Below are 21,941 nucleotides of genomic sequence, written 5' to 3' on the forward strand. Positions count from 1 at the left end.
TGACCACATTCGATTTCACATTAAACTCGCCTATGCATATTGTAAGTATATAGACTATTTGAGGAAGGAGCATCGCCATGTCAAAGCGATACAAGCGGTTTCGTCCCCCTCTTTGGTTATTTAAGCTACGGTTGATTATTATTCAAATACTTTTTCCATTATTATGCTTTCAGTTTATTCGAACGCTTATTTTACCAACGACATTTGACGTCATTTTATTAACTTTGTTTGCAATTTTATATGGTCTACTTTTTTTCCGCATCATTTAAAATAGACTTTATCCATAATAGGGACTGCCCCTAATCAAAGTGACCGGCACCTCAGCCATGATATAAAGATTCTTCGCTTTCATACTCTTTATATTATATAGGCGAGGAGCGCGAACACTTTTAGGACAGCCTCTTATTATTGCTCGAATTGAGCGGTTTGCTCTTCTTTTTTTAGTATATAACCTTTTAACCTTTGTACTTTTCTCATCATATGAAAACGCTTTTCTAACCGTTGAACATGATAAAGCTCTGGCTTCTCTTGCCTTTGTTGTAAATACAGATGGAGGGAGAATAATATTGGCTCTGGAAAGCATAAGTATCCAAATAGTAACTCCTTCTCCTCATCTAGTAATGATATGTTTCTGTCATATGTTCCGAACCAACGAACCATCTCCTCTTCATTCCATAAATTATATACAAATGATTGTCGGCAAAATAAGGCGAGGTCGCGGGCAGGTGTGTCCATTGATGCTCGTTCAAAATTAAATAAAATAGGGTCGCCATTTTTGTTAAATAATGTATGCTTTCGCGACGCTTTCCCATGACATAAAACAGTACGATACGTTCCTTTTTCAACACATATATCGTACCAATTTTTCAAATGTCGTTTTGCATCTTCGACCATTAATAACATCTGATGAACATGAGTTAAATACGTTAGCTGGAATGGAGATATATAACTTCGCCCTTCTGCCTCATCAGCAAATCGTTCTAGCTCTAATCTCCGCATGTCCCAACGTTGTAATAAAGCTTGATGCGCTTCTTCGATGGTGTCCTTCGAATATTCATCCGTTTTTGCAGTCAGACGATGAATAACACCAAGTTGATCGATTATTTTTTCTTCCCTAGATATTTGATCTTGATACGGTGCATCATCAATCCAAGGCATTAAATAATAAGATCTATCTTCTGTCGATAAAATATATTCACCGTATTTCGTCGGTAAGATCGGAATTAGTTGGTGATAACCGAGTCGGTCTAATTTGCGCATGACTTGGACGAATAGCTCACCTTGCTGTCGGTTCATATGAGCTTCTTTCAACGCAAACATGCCTCGGTTTGTTTTAACCTGTTTTACTTTTCCCAAATGTTCAATATGCTCTGGATATAAATCATAATGGAATAGGATTGGAGCATAACGATCTATGATAGATCGATCGGTCATGTTGCCACCTTCTTTCTATCTTCATTTAGCCACTTGATTAAGCTAAGAACGAGTTGACGTCGTTCATTCCATTCTTTTTGAAAGGTTGAAAAATGCACATCGACCTCCTCGGTTTCTTCACATTGTTGAAATCGTTCCATCGAATCTGCTAACTCCCATGGCAACCATGCCTCTGCAAGCAAATCGGTTCCGTAATTTTGCCTAAGCTGGATTTGTTCATCTATGCCGTTTAATAGTTTTAATAAAGACTCTTCTCCGTTTTCACCTGCCCACTGCTGTAAAAAGCTTGTGAAACTAATAAAGCCGCATTCTGGTGCATCTGAGGTACCTTGCCAGACAAATAGGTCAAAGATTTTTTTGGCTTGGGTTAAAGACGAGATCTTGTCCATTATAGGAAGTCTTTTATTTTTATTTGATTTTGTTAATTCTAGCGACTTATGCTTTCTCCGCATCGCTTCTTGAATACAGGATTGTAAAATCATTCGTTTTTTTTCATTAAGAACTGATGTAGTATTCACCCAAATTTTCCATTGTGATATCGAAGGAAAATCTCGTTTGCCTGCCACTTGTATGTCGTCCTTTTTTTGCTCACCAAATTCAATCATCCGAGCGATAATACACGCCCACTTCTGTTCATAGTCTTTCGTAGGAAATAGATCTTCTAATTCGTCATGAACTGTCAACCATCCATCTTCTATTTTTATTGCTTTATTTTCATCTTTTGTTTGGAGCATTCGATCTGTTAATTGGTAAGGAACTTGGCTACATTTATCCCGCCACTCTTGATGCCAGTTTAATAAATTCTCATCGTTCCAAAGCCGATACCTTTTTCTACCCTGGTTTGTATTGATAATTCCATCATCTAGCTTTGAAATAATTTCAAATGGATAGTTTTCTTGAATTAACGGGAGAATGTCCATACTTTTTTTCTCCTTTTTTTAAAGATAGAGGGTCACTCAACAGTGTCTGCATTCTTCACACAAGCGTTTAAAGGCGGAATTCATTTATGTTCACCTTATCGCGCGGCGTGGAGCTGGCACATAACTACTGAGTCACCCTCCTCAACAATCGTTTATATTAGCGTTTGGACCCTACTGGGATATACAAGATTTGACCTTCTTCTACTCGCTCTTCATTTAAGCGATTCACTCGAATAATTTGACTTGTTGATAATTCATATCGCTCAGCAATCGTATCTAATGACTCATTTTCTTGAATGATGCACATTTTTAATTTCGAGAACTGCTCTTCTCCATCCGCTAGCATCTTTGTTAAATATAATGCATTTTCATCTTGTCTTGATTTAGGTTCTTTTACAGATTCAACTGATTGCTCCAATTGCTCATCTTCTACTGTTTCTGCTTCAACTTCAATATCTGCAGGAGGACGTTCACTTAACTTTTTTAACGGAGCAAAATTAATTTTCGTTTCATCTTCCTGTTCTTCCACTGCTTCTACGTTTTCTTCTTCACTAAATTCTGATTCACTATTAGTTACCTGTTCAGACGATCGTGAGTGAGTCGGAACAAAGTTTGTAATTGGACTCGGTTCCTTTGGTTCTATCACTTCTGGTCTAGCTTCAATATTGGATTCCCGCGCTTGACTTGGTACAGTATGCTCTTGGTTATAAGTTTGCTCATCACTTTCAATTTCATATTTAGGTGTTTCTGAATAGTTAGTATATCCATTTCGTCTTTCATAGCCTGATTCATACTCTGAAGTGAATGGAACGACATTTTTTGCTTCTTCTTCAGGTTTTTCCCTATCTACCTGATAATTTGGTGTTGCTTGCTTTTTTGCCTCAAATGAAAACGCCGGAAATGGTTGAAAAGATGGCGGCCGCTCCATTTGTGGAAAGGACTCGGGTAGTGTTGGTTCTGTTGGAAAATCTGGTCGTTTTACTTCTTCTTGCTGAGTACTCATTCCACTTATCGCTACATCTGCTGTAAGCTGTAAACAACTTTTTTCTGGTAAGTCGTAGTCAAATGACTCTACCTGTACGTAAACATCATCAATGTTTTGAATTCGACTTAGTGGAATCGTGACATCAATTGGGAAAAAATGCTTAATTTCACCGATGTTTTGATCATTTAAAGTAACTTCCTCAAATGAACGAAAAGCAACTTCTTCCTCTTTTGTGTCTTCAGTTTCATTTTGCACAGGGCGGTATTCTCCATAAAGACGGAGGCCACCTTTAATTACAACGTGGTCATTCTTCTCTTCAATGCGGATTTCGGGATCTAGTGACATGGATAAAATCTCTGCGACTTCTTGCCCTTTATTTAACCACACCGATTCCTCAATGGAAAATGACAGTTTAGATGGATGATCTTGTGTCAATGGACGTTCCTCCTTGTTTCAAAAAGTTTACCCCCAGTTACGTTCATGCTCTGTACATTAAACTGTATGACAAGACCTTCCTTGTTATGAAAAAAATTTTTTTATTATTGATAAAAAGATGAATATCGTTAGTGGAAGCAGGTTGATGAATTAGTAATAGCTGCCGTGTGACAGTCTCTAGTAGTGTTTGTTAAAATGTGGTCTCATTTGGTGGATAGAGTTTTGAATAAGAGTTAGACTGATATATTTGAAATTAGATGAGATATATTTTGAGTTAGATGAGATATATTCTGAATTAGGTACGATATATTCCGAATTAGATTGATATTTTCAGAGTTAGCTGCATCTTTATTTAGCCTTTACGTACAATACGCATGGATCACACTGAAAAAAGCAAAAGCTCAGTTCTAAATCTGAGCTTTTGCTTAATAATTGGACTTTTACTCTCGATATAAGCGACTGTATGAACTATTTTAATTTAGAGAAAGCGATTTCTGCTGCTGCAATTGTATCATCGATGTCTTTTTCCGTATGCTTTGTCGATAAGAACATTCCTTCAAACTGTGAAGGCGGTAAAGATATACCTTGATTAAGCATTTCCTTAAAATAAGCAGCAAAAAAATCTAGGTTCGATGTTGAAGCTGTCGCAAAATTCTTCACAGGCTGATCCGTAAAGAAAAATCCAACCATCGATCCTGCCTGACTTGTAGTATGAGGGATCTCATGCTTAGTTGCTGCTGCTGAGAGCCCTTCTGCAAGTCGTTTACCGAGACGGTTAAACTCATTATAATGTTCAGGCTTCAGTTGCGATAATGTTTCATATCCAGCCGTCATTGCCAGTGGATTTCCTGATAACGTTCCAGCTTGGTAAATTGGGCCTGCTGGAGCAATTTGTTCCATAATTTCACGACGTCCACCATAAGCACCAACTGGTAAGCCGCCACCAATTACTTTTCCTAAGCACGTTAAATCCGGAGTTATCCCAAACTCACCTTGTGCACAGTTATACCCAACACGGAAGCCTGTCATAACTTCATCAAATATAAGTAAGCTTCCATGGTCGTGTGTAATTTCACGAACAGCCTCTAAAAATCCAGGCTCTGGTGGAACCACACCCATGTTTCCAGCGACAGGCTCTAAAATTACACCCGCAATATCATCACCAAATTTTTCAAAGGCTAATTTCAAGCTTTCTAGATCATTATAAGGAACCGTTAACGTATTTTGAGCTACTGCTTCTGGAACTCCAGGGCTATCAGGTAACCCAAGCGTTGCAACTCCAGAACCTGCTTTAATTAATAAAGAATCACCATGTCCGTGATAACAACCTTCAAACTTAACGATTTTATTTCTTCCTGTATACCCTCGAGCTAGACGTAACGCACTCATTGTTGCTTCTGTTCCAGAGTTGACCATACGTACGACTTCGATTGAAGGCACTCGTTCAATAACAAGCTGTGCAAGTTTAGTTTCGAGCTCACTTGGTGCACCAAAGCTCGTTCCTTTTTCAACTGATTTTTTAAGTGCTTCAACGACTTGATCATCAGCATGACCTAAAATGAGCGGTCCCCACGATAATACATAATCGATATACTCATTGTCATCGATATCGTATATGCGGGCTCCTTCTCCTCGTTCCATAAACACAGGATCCATCTTTACTGACTTAAATGCACGAACAGGACTGTTTACTCCACCTGGCATTAGTGGTTTTGCTTCTGAAAACGCTGCTTGTGACTTTTCATAGGTCCTCAATTGCTTCACCTCTATCGTTTATTTTTCATTTAACCAACGTACAACATCTTTTGCAAAGTACGTTAAAATTAAGTCTGCACCTGCACGCTTCATGCTCGTTAACGTTTCGAGTACAATGCTCTTCTCATCGATCCAGCCATTTTGTGCAGCTGCTTTTATCATCGAATACTCGCCACTCACGTTGTATGCAACGATAGGAAATCCTGAAAAATCTTTTACTTCGCGAATGATATCTAAATAGGATAGAGCTGGTTTCACAATGAGAAAATCAGCTCCTTCATTCATATCTGATTCTGCCTCACGCAGTGCTTCAAGTCGATTTGCCGGGTCCATTTGATACGTTTTGCGATCTCCAAACTTTGGTGAAGAATGCGCCGCATCACGGAATGGACCATAATAGCTAGAAGCATATTTAACTGCATAGGACATAATCGGCACATCATGATATCCAGCTTCATCTAAGCCGTGGCGTATTGCTGCAACGAAACCGTCCATCATATTTGAAGGTGCAATAATATCAGCTCCTGCTTCAGCTTGAGAAACGGCTGTTTTAGCAAGTAAATCTAATGTTGGATCATTTAAAATTTTCCCTTCTTCAATCACACCACAATGGCCATGGTCCGTAAACTGACAAAGACATGTATCTGCAATAACAGTTAGATCAGGATGTACTTCTTTAATTTGTCGAATCGCTTTTTGAACAATACCGTGGTCATGGTACGCGGATGACCCGACATCATCTTTCTCATTCGGTACACCGAATACGATAATTGCTGGGATTCCTAAATCGACGACTTCATTGACTTCATCATTTAGAAGATCAAGTGATAAATGAAAAACACCAGGCATCGATGGAACTTCATTACGGACCTGTTTCCCTTCAACAACAAATATTGGATAGATTAAATCTTCAGTATGTAAATGTGTTTCTCGAACCATGGATCTAACTGAAGCAGAACTACGTAATCTACGGTGGCGACGGAAAAATAATTCAGACATGTTTTTGCCTCCTAATATGTTCAATAATTTCTTGGATCATTCCTTCTGTTGTATATTCCCCAGCTACAAGAAGTGGATGCAATTTTGCATGTTGCGCTGCTTGAGCAGTAATCGGGCCAATACAAACAAAAGTGAGGTTGTGCTTCAATGGAATTGAATGTTTGTATAAGATATTAACAAAATGATTGACAGACGATGGACTAGTAAATGTAAAATAGTCGAGCTTTTGTTCAGTGAGCACCTGCAATAGCTTCTCTTCAGCTTCCTCATTTTCAATCGTTTCATAGACTGTGATTTCGTCAACGGAAAATCCGTTTCTTTTTAGACCTTCATAGATTACATCGCGTGATAAATTACCTTTTACGATTAATACTCGGCTTGTTTTATGTAAGTTGGCTTGTAATTCTTGTAATAAATCTTCAGCGACGAAATTTTTAGGAAGTAGATTAGCTTCTATACCATAGTCTTGAAGGACTGCGGATGTTTTTCTTCCAACAACAGCTATTTTTTTTGATTCTAAAATAGATAGCATGTTCGTCTCTTGAACATCCTTTAGAAAAAAGTGGACACCATTTGCACTCGTTAGAATGATCCAATCATATGTATGTAATTGCGTCAATTTGTCTAAAATTTTACGCTTATCTTTTGCTGCTTGAAACGCAAGGAGCGGAACAGCTACAGCCGTTCCTCCCAGTGCTTCTATTCGTTGAATCAAAGAGCGAGACTGTTCCTGAGCTCTCGTTATTCCGATCGTAACCCCTGCAAGAGGAAGCTCCGCTGTCATTATTGATCAAGCTCTTTCTTCACTTTAGTTAAAATGTCTTTTGCTCCCTTATCCAGTAACTTTTGAGCGGCTAACTCTCCAAGATCTTGAGGATGAGTTCCTATCAATGTTTCATGAAGGATCGTTTTACCATCAGGGGAGCCGACTAATGCGGTAATTTTTACATTATTATTTTCTTCAAGCGTAGCATAAGCAGCAATTGGTACCTGACACCCTCCTTCAATTTTATGAAGGAAAGCTCGCTCTGCTGCTACCGTACGTGCTGTTACTTCGTCATTTAGATGTTGCAAGAGATCAATAACTTCTTGATCGTCTGCGCGGCATTCAATTCCTAATGCTCCTTGACCAACAGCAGGGATACAAATTTCAGGCTCTAAATATTCAGTGACAACATCATCCGACCATCCCATACGCTTTAGCCCTGCAGCAGCTAAAATAATGGCATCGAAGTTTTCTTCTTTTAATTTACGAAGTCTTGTATCGATATTCCCACGGATCCACTGAACTTCTAAATCTGGGCGATGAGCTAAAATTTGTGCTGACCGACGTAAACTACTCGTTCCAACAATCGCACCTGCAGGAAGTTCATCTAGTTTAACATGATCGTTTGAAATAAATGCATCACGTGGATCGACGCGCTTTGTTACTGCAGCTAATGTAAAGCCTTCTGGCAACTCCGAAGGTACATCTTTCATACTATGAACAGCGACATCTATTTCTTTATCGCTCATCGCTTGTTCAATTTCTTTAACAAATAACCCTTTCCCGCCCACTTTTGACAATGTAACATCTAAAATTTGGTCACCTTTTGTGACGATCTTTTTCACTTCAAATTCATAAGGAAGCTTAGTCTTTTTCAATTGCTCGATCACCCAATTCGTTTGGGTTAAAGCAAGTTGACTTTTTCTTGAGCCGATCACTATTTTTCTCATTCGTTTCCTCCAATTGTGTTCGTTTTCCTACACACATTATACTGAATTTAATACCATAGATGAAAGTTTGAAAAACTACTTGATAAGAAATAGTTAATTAATACAAGTAAAAAGGTCGCGATATTCGTTAGTGCCATTAAATAACCCTTTGCATTTTTTACAGCCCGTTGATATAAGTAATATCCATACATGGCAAGAACGATAAGTGAGCTAATGACTTTTGCATCAAGCCAAGGAAGTTGCCCTAACTGTATCGACGCCCATATAAAGCCAAGAATAATTCCAAGAAGCAGTAAGGGAAAAGCAAATAGAGCGCTAATATAAGAGAGTTTATCTAGCTTTACTAAGTTACCAAATCGGATAAGACGCTTTCCCCAAAGTTTTCGCTTTAACATTTGGTGTTGTATGACATACATTAGCGCAAAAACAAAAGACAATGTAAAAGCGGCATATGAAAGTAAAATGAGTATGACGTGTATGATCAATAGCTCAGATATTAATAGTTGGGAAAGTTCTGCTGGAATATCGCCGGTCGGTGTAAACACACTCAAAGACATTAAAATAAAACCGACTACATTCGTAAAAAGGACGAGAAAGTCTACTCGAAAGCGCCAATTAATGATTAGTGATAACGTAACGAGAAGCCAAGCATAAAAAAATAGCCCTTCAAATGTTGTAAGAACTGGAAAGCGATTAACTTCTAGCGTTCGTAAAATAAAAAAAGAGGTTTGTAAAACCCAGACAATAGAAAGCAACCAGAAGGCCATTTGGTTGACCTTCCGGTTGTTTTGTATGAAATCAAAGAAGTATCCTAAGACACTCAAACTATATAAAATAACCGTTAAAAGATACATCCAATTTAAACTGATCAAACGAAGACTCCTCCTTAGGAGCGTACAGCAACACCTTTTACATTTGTATATTGTGCAACTTCAGTTTTCTTCTTATCCCACTGAAGTTCAGCCATTTCAATACGCAGCTTTTCTTCTTCCTTTATTTTTTGCTCCGCTAATTCTTCTTCAAGTGCAAAAATCTTCATAAATAATTCAAGCGAACGTGTCGCATCTTCTTCACCAGCTAGTTCTTTCACTCTAGTAATTGGCTCTTTTAGTAATTGATTGATGATACTTTTTGTATGCTTACTTAACACTTTTTTATCACGTTCTGTTAAATCTGGAAGTTTTCGAACAAGGCTGTCCATTGTTTCAGCTTGAATGGCTAATGCTTTTGTTCGCAATGCAGAAATTAACGGAACAACACCTAATGTGTTTAACCAATTATTAAACGCAACAATTTCTTCTTCAATCATAAGTTCAATCTTTTCAGCTTCTTTTTTACGCTCTGCTAAATTGGACTGTACAATCCCTTCTAGGTCATCGATATCATATAAGTAGATATCATCAAAATCAGCCAAGGCTGGATCTAGATCACGAGGTACAGCGATATCGACCATAAATAATGGGCGGCCTTTTCGTTTTTTCAGCGCATGTTTCGCAACACTTGGTGTAATCACATAGTCTTTTGCTCCAGTAGAACTAATTAAAATATCAGCATCAATAAGGGCGTCTACTAACTGTTCCATCGGACGAGATGTTCCTAAGAAACGTTCTGCTAACTCTGCAGCCTTCGCTTCTGTGCGGTTAATAACCGTGATCTGACTTGCCCCGTTTGCATGTAAATGCTTGGCCGTTAGTTCACTCATTTTCCCTGCGCCAAGGATTAGCACGTGTTTGTTTTTAAAATCACCAAAAATATTTTTACCTAATTCAACTGCCGCATAGCTAACAGAAACTGCATTATTTCCGATCTCAGTCTCAGAATGAGCACGTTTTGCAAGTGTCACTGCTTGTTTGAATAAGTGGTTAAAAATCGTTCCTGTTGCGCCATTTTCTTGTGCTAATAAAAAGCTGTCTTTGATTTGCCCAAGAATTTGAGTTTCCCCTAAAATCATAGAATCCAATCCACAGGTTACTCGTAAAAGATGTTCTATAGCATGCTCATCTTCACGTATATCTAAATAGCTAGTGAATTCTTCACGCGCTAGATTAAACCACTCAGATAAAAAGACTTTCGTAAAGTGACGACCTGTATGCAATTGATCCGAAACAACATAAATTTCAGTTCGGTTACAGGTTGACACAATCGTACATTCTAAAATACTTTTCATGTTACGTAACTGATGAAGCGCCTGTGGAAGTTCTCCTGCTGGAAACGCAAACCGTTCACGAATTTCTACAGGGGCTGTTTTATAATTTAATCCGACAACTAAAATATGCATGGTAACACTTCACCCCCACTACGTCCTATCTATAAATTATCGGGAATTCTCTCTCTTTTCCGACATACATTGTCCTTATTATAACATGCTTTTTTTTACTACACCAAAAAAAATTGTGAACAGATGATGAAAGCGTATGATATTATGATGGTATTGTCTTGATTACTTGGTAGAAGTTTATGGTTATAGTAAAAAGTTGTAAATTTATTTCTAGCATATCCAAACACAATAGAATATATGAAAGGAGTCGGTGATTTTATGAAAAAACAAGGAATTTTTCCTGGCATTCTTTTTATCGGTGTCGGTTTGTACTTTCTTCTTCAGCAGTTCGACTTCCCATTTACAAAGCAGTTATTAACTTGGCCTTCTATTCTCTTAATAATTGGCATCGCTTTTCTTTTTCAATCGTATTTAGGACATGATTCGGGAACAATTTTTCCTGGCTTTCTACTCGTCGGTTTAGGGGTTCACTTTCATGCGATGGTGTTGTTTTCTTTTTGGCCGCATCACTGGGCGATGTTTACTTTAATTGTCGGTGTTGCATTTTTGCTTTTATATTTACGGACGAAAAGAGACGGTCTTGTTCCTGCTATTATTCTTCTTACTATTTCAGGCTTCGGTTTTTTTCCCTCCGATGTTATGGATTGGTTCATGTCCTTTTTCGATTTTTTTGAAGGGTTTTGGCCACTCTTATTAATCGCGATTGGTTTGTTTCTTATTTTCCGTAGAAAGTAACCCAGTATTGGTGGTTACGATGATTTTGTATAGGTCGATGAAATGGGAGTTAGAGTGTTTTAACTTGGCTTATTATATATTTTTTTGTAGTTCAAGCGGTTAATCTGGAATAAGGCTGTTATATTGTGAGTTAGACCGATATATTGTCAGTTAGAACTGATATATCTAGAATTAGACCGATATATTGTCAGTTAGAACTGATATATCTAGAATTAGACCGATATATCTTAAGTTAATCTTTAAAAGATGGCTGCTAAGTTGTAATTGATTCATAAAAGCACAAGGATTTCTAAAAATCCTTGTGCTTTTCGTCTATTACTGCTATTTATCGTTAATTTTTCATATAACCTAAGATTGTATTCCATGTTTCTTCTTTTCCTTGGGCTGTTTCCGAGGAAAAGACGATTAGTGGATCGTTATCGTCTTTATTTAGAACTTCTCGGATAATTTTACAGTGTTTATCCCATTTTCCTTTTGGAATTTTATCAGCTTTAGTTGCAATTAGGATCACCGGGATTTCAAAATGCTTCAACCATTCATACATTGTTCGGTCATCCTTTGAAGGCTCGTGGCGAATATCAATAATTTGGATGACAGCTTTTAGTTGCTCACGACTTTGGATGTAAGTTTCAATCATTTTGCCCCAAGCTTCACGGTCCTTTTTAGATACTTTTGCAAATCCATATCCCGGAACATCCACAAAGTACAATATTTCATTAATCATATAAAAATTGAGTGTTTGCGTTTTCCCTGGTCGTTGAGACGTTCTCGCCAGTTTTTTTCGATTTAACATTTTATTAATAAATGACGATTTTCCGACATTTGAACGTCCAGCTAAGGCAAACTCAGGTAGGTCTGTAGTTGGATATTGTTCAGGTTTAACGGCTACTGTGCCTAATTCTGCTTTAGTTACTTTCATTTTTGTTTTTTCTCTCCCAACGCAACTTTGAGAACTTCATCTAAATGTGATACTGCAATAAAATTAAGATCTTCACGCACACTTTGTGGGATGTCCTCTAAATCCTTTTCATTATCTTTCGGTATGATGATCGTTTTTAATCCGGCTCTATGGGCACTCATTGACTTTTCTTTGAGTCCACCAATTGGTAATACACGACCACGTAGGGTAATTTCCCCTGTCATACCGACCTCTTTTTTAACTACTCTTCCAGTTAGAGCTGAAACGAGAGCTGTTGCCATCGTAATTCCAGCTGATGGTCCATCTTTCGGTGTTGCTCCTTCTGGAACATGGATATGAATATCATTCTTCTCATGGAAGCTAGGATCTACTTCTAACTCTGTTGAGCGTGAGCGAATATAGCTAAATGCTGCTTGTGCCGATTCTTTCATAACGTCACCAAGTTTCCCAGTTAGGATTAAACTTCCTTTGCCTGGTACTACGGATACTTCAATCGAAAGAGTGTCGCCACCAGCAGTTGTATACGCAAGGCCTGTAGCTGCCCCTACTTGATCTTCGACTTCCGCCATTCCATATCTAAACCTCGGTTTTCCGAGCATTTCTTCAACTGTCTTACCTGTCACAACGACTCGCTTCTTATCACCTGAAACTAACACTTTAGCAGCTTTTCGGCATAAGGTCGCCATTTGGCGTTCAAGATTACGGACTCCAGCTTCTCTTGTATAATATCGAATGACTTTTAAGATCGCTTCATCTTTTACCTGAAGCTTACCTTTTGTTAGTCCGTGCTCTTTCACTTGCTTTGGTAATAAATATTCTTTGGCAATATGTTGTTTTTCTATCTCGGTATAGCCAGGAATTGAAATAATTTCCATACGATCAAGTAATGGTCCTGGAATCGTACCGATATTGTTTGCTGTCGTTACAAACATCACTTTCGAAAGGTTATACGGTTCTTCGACAAAGTGATCACTAAATGAATTATTTTGTTCAGGATCTAATACTTCTAATAATGCAGCTGAAGGATCTCCCCGAAAGTCCGATGCCATCTTGTCAATTTCATCTAATAGGAATACAGGATTAATTGAACCCGCTTTTTTCATTCCTTGAATCACTCGACCAGGCATAGCCCCAACATACGTACGACGGTGTCCACGAATTTCTGCCTCATCACGAACGCCACCTAGTGAAATCCGAACAAATTCCCTGTTTAGTGAACGGGCTATAGATCTTGCTAAAGAGGTTTTACCGACTCCTGGAGGGCCAGCTAAACAAAGGATTGGTCCTTTCAATTCCTTCGTTAATTGCTGTACCGCTAAATATTCAAGCACACGTTCTTTTACTTTTTCAAGTCCGTAATGATCCTCATTTAAAATGGTTTCTGCATGCTTAATATCTAATAAATCTTCAGTTTCCCTTGTCCATGGTAGATTTAATAGCCAGTCGATATAATTACGAATGACTGAACTTTCTGCAGATGATGCAGGCATTTTTTCATATCGATCTAACTCTTTTAATGCTTTAGCTTCAATATTTTCTGGCATATTGGCTTCAATGATTTTTTCGCGTAACGAAGCGACTTCTCCTGAACGACCTTCTTTATCGCCTAACTCTTTTTGGATAGCTTTCATTTGCTCACGAAGATAATATTCCTTCTGAGTCTTTTCCATAGATTTCTTTACACGTTGACCGATCTTTTTCTCGAGACCTAACACTTCTTTCTCATTATTTAAAATTTCAATGATTTTTGTTAAACGTCCTTTGACAGACGTCATCTCAAGTAACTCTTGTTTTTCTGCAATTTTCAATGGTAAATGTGACGCAATAACATCTGAAAGTCTTTCTGGTTCTGTAATATCTGTAACTGATGCTAACGTTTCATTTGAGATTTTCTTCGACAGTTTAATATATTGTTCAAACTGATTAAGCGTATTTCGCATCAATGCTTTTTCCTCAAGATGATTTTCCATATATTCCTCATCAAGAAGGGTGATTTCAACTTCAAACATTTCATCATTTTCAGTAAAGCGTTCAATTTTTGCGCGGTGAAGTCCTTCAACGAGTACACGGATTGTACCGTTTGGAAGTTTCAACATTTGCTTTACTTTAGCCAATGTACCGATCGGATAAATCTCATCCTCACCTGGTTCATCTATTGATATTTCTTTTTGAGTTGAAAGTAAAATTTCGTGATCTTCTAACATTACTTTTTCTAACGCATTGACGGATTTTTCTCTTCCAACGTCTAAATGTAGGACCATTGTTGGAAATACAAGTAGTCCTCGTAACGGTAAAAGTGGAATTATTCTATTATTTTTTTCAACCATTAAATAGCACCTCCGACCACCATAGTTTATCGATCCCAAACCTATGGAGATGTTCACAATGAACGATAGGATTAGTTCTTAATTACTAAAAAATATGTAGAAATGTTTACCAAGATTTCTTTATACAATTCTATCCTATTGCCTTATCTTTGTCTAATCTTAGTTCATGTGGATCTATGTACAAATGAAGGAGCGGCTGATGACTTATTTGCTTCTTTAAACTTCACCCTAACAAAAGTCATCTCTTTACCTCATTAAAGGTGCCTGACACCTTCCTCCATTAAAGGAGTCAGACACCTTTTATTCTGTTAGACTGAAGCAGCTGGAGAGGCAATAGCCCCGCTTGCAGGAATGACTTCTTCTTCTGTATTTTCCTGTAGTAGTGCTATATCAAATACTTCTTCAATCGTGGAAACAGGAAGGATATTGACTTCTCCTAATTCCTTTAAAATAGCTTGCTCATTATCTTTTGGTATAATCACGATTTCAGCGCCTGCTTGGATAGCCGCTTCTACTTTTGCAACAACGCCACCAATTGGTTTCACTGTTCCGTGAATGCCAAGCTCACCGGTTAACGCTACTTTGTTATTAATTTTTATTTCTTTAATTGCTGAATATATACCTGTTGCAATGGCTATACCTGCAGAAGGTCCATCAACTGGTGTCCCCCCTGGAAAATTCACATGGATGTCATAATCATTTGTAGGAATTCCCATCTTTCTTAGTACCGTAACAACATTTTCAACAGAGCCTTTAGCCATACTCTTTCGACGAATGGATCTTGCTTGGCTTCCAGTACTCTCCTCTTCAGCTATTCCAGTTACGTTAATCGTGCCTTTACCTTTAGATACGGAAATAACATTTACTTCGATTTCCATTAACGCCCCGAGGTTAGGACCAAATACTGCTAAACCATTAACGATACCCACTTGTGGCTCTGGGTAAATTTTGCGTTCTGGTCGAGGAGATAATTGACTTGATTGAATGACCCATTCAACATCTGCAAGCGTGATTAATCTTCTATCTTCGCCGGTAGCAATACCTGCTGAGATTTGAATAACATTTACAGCTTCACGTCCATTTGTCGCATAACCACCAATTTTTTCAAGCACACCTTCTTCTACTTCATAGCCAATTTTATTAACAGCTTTTTTGGCAATTGTTACAATCTCTTCTTGAGTTAATGCTCTAAAATAAACTTCTAGACACCGCGAGCGCAATGCTGGTGGAAGCTCTTGCGGATTTCTTGTTGTTGCGCCAATTAATCGAAAGTCCGCGGGAAGTCCTTTTTGGAAAATTTCATGAATATGTCTTGGAATATTTTGATTGTCTTCATTATAATAAGCGCTTTCTAAAAATACTTTACGGTCTTCTAGTACTTTTAATAATTTATTTAATTGGATTGGATGTAGTTCTCCTATTTCGTCAATGAATAACACACCACCATGAGCTTTTGTAACCGCCCCTTGTTTAGGTTGCGGAATCCCCGCTTGCCCCATTGCACCGGCTCCTTGATAGATTGGATCGTGAACTGAACCTATTAAAGGATCCGCAATTCCTCGCTCATCAAACCTTGCAGTCGTACCGTCTAATTCTACGAACACAGCATCTTGTTTAAAAGGTGTTTTTTCATTTTTCTTTGCTTCTTCTAAAACGAGGCGGGCTGCAGCGGTTTTCCCGACCCCTGGAGGCCCATAAACGATTACATGCTGAGGATTGGGACCACATAGAGCAGCTCTTAATGCTCGGATACCTTCTTTTTGCCCTACAATTTCATCAAAATTTCCAGGACGAACTCGTTCTGACAAAGGTTCACTTAATGTTATTGATTTCAGTTTTCTTAAATGCTCCATTTCTTTACGAGACTCTTTATCCACTGATGTTTTTTGATTGCGTTGACTTTTTAATAAATTCCAAAAGTAGAGGCCAATAATCATTCCGAAAACTAATTGTATTAACAGTGCTATTCCTGTCCAATTCATCTGAGTACCCCCCTGTTTTATGTATGCCATTTTCTTTTAGTATGCCTGATGAGTGTAGGGGTAAACACAAAAAAACTTGCCTATTTCTGTTAATACAGTGTCAGGCACCATTAACACTGTACTCCGTAAAAGGTGCCTGACACCGGGATAAATCAAAAGAAGCTGACGTAAAAATGCCAGCTTCTGCTCTTTCTCTTTATGCACTTTCTTTAGGAACTTCGATTTCATTTCCGTCTTTTGTAAGGAGTTTTGGCATTTGATTGTCTTCTACGGCTTCTTTCGTAATGACACATTTTGCAATATCTTCTCGTGATGGCAAATCGAACATGACATCAAGCATAATTCCTTCAATAATCGAACGAAGACCGCGAGCACCTGTTTTTCTTTCAATTGCTTTTTTTGCAATTGCACTCAACGCTTCTTCTGTGAATTCAAGTTCTACTTCATCCATCTCTAACAATTTTTGATATTGTTTAACTAATGCGTTTTTCGGCTTTGTTAAAATTTCAATAAGCGCTCCTTCATCTAAAGGCTCTAAACTTGAGATAACCGGCAACCGACCAATAAACTCTGGAATTAAGCCAAAACGTAATAAGTCTTCTGGAAGAACTTTGGTCAAATATTCACCTGGTTTTAAGTCCTCCTGTTTCGTGTCTGAGCCAAAACCAATCACTTTTTTACCTAAGCGTCGTTTAATAATTTGTTCAATGCCATCAAATGCTCCACCACAAATAAATAAAATATTTGTCGTATCAATTTGAATGAATTCTTGATGCGGATGCTTTCTTCCACCTTGTGGAGGCACACTAGCTGTCGTTCCTTCAAGAATTTTGAGTAATGCTTGTTGAACACCTTCACCAGAAACATCACGAGTAATGGATGGGTTTTCTGATTTACGTGCTACTTTATCAATCTCATCAATATAAATTATTCCTTTTTCTGCTTTCTCCACGTCATAATCTGCTGCTTGAATTAACTTCAAAAGAATGTTCTCAACATCTTCCCCTACGTAACCTGCCTCAGTTAATGAAGTTGCATCTGCGATTGCAAAAGGAACATTTAAAATTCGCGCTAACGTTTGTGCAAGCAACGTTTTACCACTACCTGTAGGGCCAATTAGCGCAATATTACTTTTGGCTAATTCAACTTCTTCTGTTGATTTGCCGAGTGAATTAATACGTTTGTAATGATTATATACAGCTACAGAAAGAGATTTTTTCGCATGATCTTGACCAATGACATAGTCATCTAAAATTTCACGGATTTCATGAGGCTTAGGAACTTCTTGAAACTCAACTTCTTCTTCTGTCCCTAATTCTTCTTCTACGATCTCCGTACATAATTCGATACATTCATCACATATATATACGCCTGGTCCTGCGACTAGTTTACGAACTTGATCTTGTGTTTTTCCACAAAAAGAACATTTCAACTGTCCTTTTTCATCATTAAATTTAAACATCGTATCACCCCTTACAGAATTGTACCACTTAGAAGCCCTTTCCCATTTATTAGCTCACCGATAACAATCGTCAATAGCCAACGAATGAATAAGATTGTTCAATCTAAAAAGGTCATCAAATAAGTGTAATTTTTATAGAAATTCTCTATTTACCCCAATTATGTATAGCATTGTAACACAAAATGATAAGTAAGCGTTAATAGTAAAGCTTATGTATTGAACGAAAAGAAGTTGCCTTACAAATTGATGTTGATTGAAATTTCTATGCTATTAGTACATTCAAGATTGATGATGAAAAATCCTCTTTCTTAGTATTACCGTTTTAAAAATATGTATAGCCATTAGTTGATGTAGGAGACGTTTCTATTCATCTTGTTCAACTAAGACAAAAATCATACTTCGTTTCATTGTATTTTTATAAGGCTGTAGATATGTAAAACAAGGCACGAAACTTCGCGCCTTGTTTGATCATCTTTATTATGCTACAATTTTGCTGTTTTCAACTAGCAACTCAACTGCTTTTTGCACTTTTAAGTCTTCCTTAATTGCGTTAGTACCACCTTGAGCGGCAAGAAGAGACTTAATTTCTTCTACAGAACGCTTGTACATCTCAGCCATTTTTTCAAGCTCTTTTTCAACATCTTCTTCTGAAACTTCGATGTTTTCCGCTTGAGCAATTGCCTCTAATGTTAAGTTCACTTTTACTCGTTTCTCAGCATCTGCTTTGAACTGTTCTCGCATACCAGCTTCATCAGTTCCTGTAAATTGAGCATACATTTCAAGGTTCATTCCTTGCATTTGCAGGCGTTGTCCAAACTCTTGAAGCATACGATCAGTTTCTGTTTCAATCATCGCAGCTGGAATATCAACTGTTGCGTTTTCTGCTGCTTTTTCAACAACACTATCACGCTTTTGGTTCTCAGCTTGTTGCGCTTTATCTTTTTCCAGTTTTTCTTTGATGTTTTTCTTTAAATCTTCAAGTGTTTCCACTTCTTCATCTACATCTTTAGCAAACTCATCATTTAGCTCTGGAAGTTCTTTACGCTTAATTTCATGAACTGTTACTTTGAAAGTAGCAGCCTTTCCAGCTAAATCCTTTGAATGGTATTCTTCTGGAAATGACACTTCTACGTCTTTCTCTTCACCAGACTTTAACCCAATCAACTGTTCTTCAAATCCTGGAATAAATTGATTAGAACCAATTTCTAATGGATAATTATCGCCTTTTCCACCTTCGAATGCTTCTCCATCTATAAATCCTTCAAAATCAATAACCGCTGTATCACCTTCACCAACAGTACCATCTTCAACAACAACAAGCTCTGCTTGACGCTCTTGTAGTTGCTTTAATTCTGCCTCTACATCTTCGTCTGTAACTGTTGCATCAACAGCTTCTACCTCTAAGCCTTTGTAGTCACCAAGTTGTACTTCAGGCTTAACTACCACTTTAGCTGTAAAGATAAGGTTTGAGCCTTTTTCCATTTGCTCAATATCAATGTCAGGACGATCTACTGGTTCAATTCCAGTTTCTTGTACTGCACCCATATATGCTTCAGGCAATAAAATATCTAATGCATCTTGGTATAATGATTCTACACCAAAACGTTGTTCGAATAACGAACGAGGAATTTTCCCTTTACGGAAACCAGGAACGTTTACTTTTTTACTTACTTTTTTAAATGCTTCGTTTAAAGCGACATCTACTTTTTCAGCGTCAACTTCTACAGTTAAGACACCGTTGTTACCTTCTAGTTTTTCCCATTTAGCAGTCATTAATTATTTCCCTCCAACTTCAAATAACATTCATTCCGACTATTATATATACTTGACAACCATTCTATTATAACATAATAGTAACGCATTTCAAGAAAAGTTCAATGGCGATTACAACTCAATCCCTTGAAATACCTGCTCTTCAACGGCCACGAGCTCATTAGCGGCCATAACTAACTCATTTACATTTACATTATATTGATCAGAAATTTCTTTTTCATCAAACTCCGAACCTAAACTTTCCATAACTACTAAATGGACAGCACCTGCCCATATGTATTCATCTTTTGGATTTGGAGAAAAAGGTACGAGCGCAAATAAATATTGCCACCATAGCTGTAGAACCATTTCTTTTAAGCTCGGATTTTCTTGTTCTAAATGGTATGTAATAATAGTAGCTACTTTTTGACCAAATGGGTTTTCAAACAAATCATTCAACTCTTGTGGATTTATGTATTCGACTTGACCTAATTTACGAATTTCAACTTGTCCTTCTACATTTTTATCTTTCAAATTTTGAAGTATAAAGGTTTTAAGAACAAGATCTTTTTCTTCATCTTTAAGATATTCTATGTACTTTTCAAAGACAAGAGGATGATTATGTTTTTTTAATTTTTGAATGGCAGCCCATTGTATTTTTACATTTGAATCATCTAATTGGTTTAATAGATCAATTGGTGGCTCGTCATCAGCTTCTTTCAGTTTAATCATCGTATCGTCTACAATGTGATCATCCTCACTCATTTGTCGACTAAAATGCAGCAATTGATAAAACGTTTCAGCCTGGCTTGAAGGGACTTTTCCTTCTGCTAAAACGGCTTCTAACATCGTGACAACCTCTTCATAACAGGCTAGTTGAACTAATAGTGATACGTGAACTTGTAACACATCAAAATATTCGCCAATTCCTTCCTGTAGCATTCGTTTACTTTCAGCAACAGCTTCGTCAAGCTGGCCTAATTCAATATATGTAAGAACTACTCCATAGCGAGCTTGATGGTGGTTTGGATCGTGTTTTAATGCTTGTTGAAAATCATCTAGTGCATCTTGTAGACGTTTTTCCTTTAAAGCAGCCATTCCTTTCTCAACTAGTTTTTCAACCACTCCAGGAAATGGAATCACATTTTTTTCTTTATTTTTCGTTTCATCATTCATATGAACGCTCCACTCTTGGAAAATTGATCATTTACTAATAAGTCTAACAGTTCATAGGGTGAAATACAAACCTTCTCTAGTAGATAATGGTTTAAAATCCAGGTTTCACCTTAACCTTAACTCTAATGAAATTCAGATTTTAGAAGAATATCGTATATCTATACAACACATTGGAAGCGGTTACATAAATATGCGTTTTAAATCCATTTTAGGATCCTTATTAGTATTGGTATTAGCATTTATTTTTCCTTTAATCTGATTTTTTTATCCAATCTATTACTCTTTCGTTCGATATCGCTAAGAATAATAATAGATAGAGGATGACTCAGCCAGCGTGCTCCCCAATCTTTTCAAAACATAGTTGCTGATGAGTTTGACCAGCAGCTTATATTTTATCATGAAGTGCATTTCACTTTGATTTGAGTCATCCTCTACTCATCAATTATGCATTTGCTTTTTCGTATTCTGTAATTTTATCTTCATAACGTAGCGTTAATCCAATTTCATCCCATCCATTTAAAAGCATTTCTTTCCAATAAGGATCGATGTCAAAGGAAGCTTCAAAACCATCGGCATCTGTTATTTTTTGCTCTTTTAAATTCACGGTAAGTTCATAAACATCTTTATTCGCCTTTTCAATTAATTCATAAACTTGATTTTCATCTAGACGAATAGGTAAAATGCCATTCTTAAAACAGTTATTATAAAAAATATCTGCAAAGCTTGGTGCGATGATGACTTTAAATCCGTAATCTTGTAATGCCCACGGTGCATGTTCACGAGACGAACCACAGCCAAAATTATGAGCAGCTACTAAAATCGTTGACTCTTGATTATGAAGCTGATTTAATTCAAAGTCCGGATTGTCCGTTCCATCAGCATTATAGCGCCAGTCGAAAAATAAAAATTTTCCAAAACCAGTACGTTCAATACGTTTTAAAAACTGCTTAGGAATGATTTGGTCTGTATCGACATTGACTCGGTTCATTCCAGCTGCTTTTCCTGTATGAACTACGATTGGTTCCATAAATTCCACCTCATTTACATTGATAAGTATTTATCCAAC

General features: G+C 37.4%; 17 protein-coding genes. 1 reads left to right on the forward strand and 16 read right to left on the reverse strand.

Translation table 11 applies throughout. The annotated features are described in order from the left end of the window. Window positions 1-405: 405 nt before the first annotated feature. The 9 genes from ysxE to hemA form a co-directional block, all read right to left on the reverse strand. Window positions 406-1,434, reverse strand: coding sequence for a spore coat protein YsxE (gene ysxE / locus J0N78_RS05370; RefSeq protein WP_209121995.1), 1,029 nt, complete (start codon window positions 1,432-1,434; stop codon window positions 406-408). Continuing rightward, window positions 1,431-2,354 carry a hypothetical protein gene (locus tag J0N78_RS05375; RefSeq protein ID WP_209121996.1) on the reverse strand — a complete coding sequence of 308 codons (924 nt, stop codon included), beginning with the start codon at window positions 2,352-2,354 and terminating at the stop codon, window positions 1,431-1,433. Before J0N78_RS05375 ends, ysxE begins: the two co-directional genes overlap by 4 nt. A gap of 157 nt (window positions 2,355-2,511) precedes the next feature. Further along, window positions 2,512-3,774, reverse strand: a complete 1,263-nt coding sequence (spoVID, locus tag J0N78_RS05380; protein WP_209121997.1) for a stage VI sporulation protein D — start codon at window positions 3,772-3,774, stop codon at window positions 2,512-2,514. Window positions 3,775-4,242: 468 nt separating this feature from the next. Beyond that, entirely contained in the window at window positions 4,243-5,529 is a 1,287-nt protein-coding gene (gene hemL / locus J0N78_RS05385) for a glutamate-1-semialdehyde 2,1-aminomutase (protein ID WP_209121998.1), read from the reverse strand. An 18-nt stretch (window positions 5,530-5,547) separates the two neighbouring features. Next, the gene (hemB, locus tag J0N78_RS05390; protein ID WP_209121999.1) at window positions 5,548-6,528 is read right to left on the reverse strand and encodes a porphobilinogen synthase; all 981 of its coding nucleotides are present in this window, start codon (window positions 6,526-6,528) and stop codon (window positions 5,548-5,550) included. Further along, window positions 6,521-7,312, reverse strand: coding sequence for a uroporphyrinogen-III synthase (locus J0N78_RS05395; protein ID WP_209122000.1), 792 nt, complete (start codon window positions 7,310-7,312; stop codon window positions 6,521-6,523). Before J0N78_RS05395 ends, hemB begins: the two co-directional genes overlap by 8 nt. Continuing rightward, window positions 7,312-8,244, reverse strand: a complete 933-nt coding sequence (gene hemC, locus J0N78_RS05400; protein ID WP_209122001.1) for a hydroxymethylbilane synthase — start codon at window positions 8,242-8,244, stop codon at window positions 7,312-7,314. The genes J0N78_RS05395 and hemC overlap by 1 nt, the downstream gene beginning before the upstream one ends. A gap of 47 nt (window positions 8,245-8,291) precedes the next feature. Continuing rightward, the gene (ccsA, locus tag J0N78_RS05405; RefSeq protein WP_209122137.1) at window positions 8,292-9,098 is read right to left on the reverse strand and encodes a cytochrome c biogenesis protein CcsA; all 807 of its coding nucleotides are present in this window, start codon (window positions 9,096-9,098) and stop codon (window positions 8,292-8,294) included. A 32-nt stretch (window positions 9,099-9,130) separates the two neighbouring features. Next, window positions 9,131-10,522: a glutamyl-tRNA reductase gene (hemA, locus tag J0N78_RS05410; protein ID WP_209122002.1), complete on the reverse strand. Its 1,392-nt coding sequence runs from the start codon at window positions 10,520-10,522 to the stop codon at window positions 9,131-9,133. Between the two features lie 258 nt (window positions 10,523-10,780). On the opposite strand from hemA, the gene J0N78_RS05415 reads away from it, so the two are divergent. Next, window positions 10,781-11,257 carry a LiaI-LiaF-like domain-containing protein gene (locus J0N78_RS05415; protein ID WP_209122003.1) on the forward strand — a complete coding sequence of 159 codons (477 nt, stop codon included), beginning with the start codon at window positions 10,781-10,783 and terminating at the stop codon, window positions 11,255-11,257. A gap of 331 nt (window positions 11,258-11,588) precedes the next feature. On the opposite strand, the gene yihA is transcribed toward J0N78_RS05415, so the two are convergent. From yihA to leuD, 7 genes are all read right to left on the reverse strand, one after another. Next, window positions 11,589-12,176, reverse strand: coding sequence for a ribosome biogenesis GTP-binding protein YihA/YsxC (gene yihA, locus J0N78_RS05420; RefSeq protein ID WP_209122004.1), 588 nt, complete (start codon window positions 12,174-12,176; stop codon window positions 11,589-11,591). Beyond that, on the reverse strand, window positions 12,173-14,503 hold the full coding sequence (gene lon / locus J0N78_RS05425; protein ID WP_209122005.1) for an endopeptidase La: 2,331 nt from the start codon (window positions 14,501-14,503) through the stop codon (window positions 12,173-12,175). Before lon ends, yihA begins: the two co-directional genes overlap by 4 nt. A 308-nt stretch (window positions 14,504-14,811) precedes the next feature. Next, window positions 14,812-16,485, reverse strand: a complete 1,674-nt coding sequence (gene lonB / locus J0N78_RS05430; RefSeq protein ID WP_209122006.1) for an ATP-dependent protease LonB — start codon at window positions 16,483-16,485, stop codon at window positions 14,812-14,814. A gap of 196 nt (window positions 16,486-16,681) precedes the next feature. Continuing rightward, complete coding sequence (gene clpX, locus J0N78_RS05435; RefSeq protein WP_209122007.1) at window positions 16,682-17,947, reverse strand: ATP-dependent protease ATP-binding subunit ClpX; 1,266 nt, start codon at window positions 17,945-17,947, stop codon at window positions 16,682-16,684. Between the two features lie 477 nt (window positions 17,948-18,424). Continuing rightward, a complete protein-coding gene (gene tig / locus J0N78_RS05440) occupies window positions 18,425-19,720 on the reverse strand; it encodes a trigger factor (RefSeq protein ID WP_209122008.1) in 1,296 nt (431 codons plus the stop codon). Between the two features lie 111 nt (window positions 19,721-19,831). Continuing rightward, window positions 19,832-20,875 (reverse strand): tetratricopeptide repeat protein, encoded by a 1,044-nt coding sequence (locus J0N78_RS05445; protein ID WP_209122009.1) that lies wholly within the window; start codon window positions 20,873-20,875, stop codon window positions 19,832-19,834. A gap of 442 nt (window positions 20,876-21,317) precedes the next feature. Further along, window positions 21,318-21,902, reverse strand: coding sequence for a 3-isopropylmalate dehydratase small subunit (gene leuD / locus J0N78_RS05450; protein ID WP_209122010.1), 585 nt, complete (start codon window positions 21,900-21,902; stop codon window positions 21,318-21,320). Between the last annotated feature and the right edge of the window lie 39 nt (window positions 21,903-21,941).

The organism is Alkalihalobacillus sp. BA299 (genome assembly GCF_017745675.1).
In the GTDB taxonomy this organism is placed as follows: domain Bacteria; phylum Bacillota; class Bacilli; order Bacillales; family Bacillaceae_F; genus Alkalihalobacterium.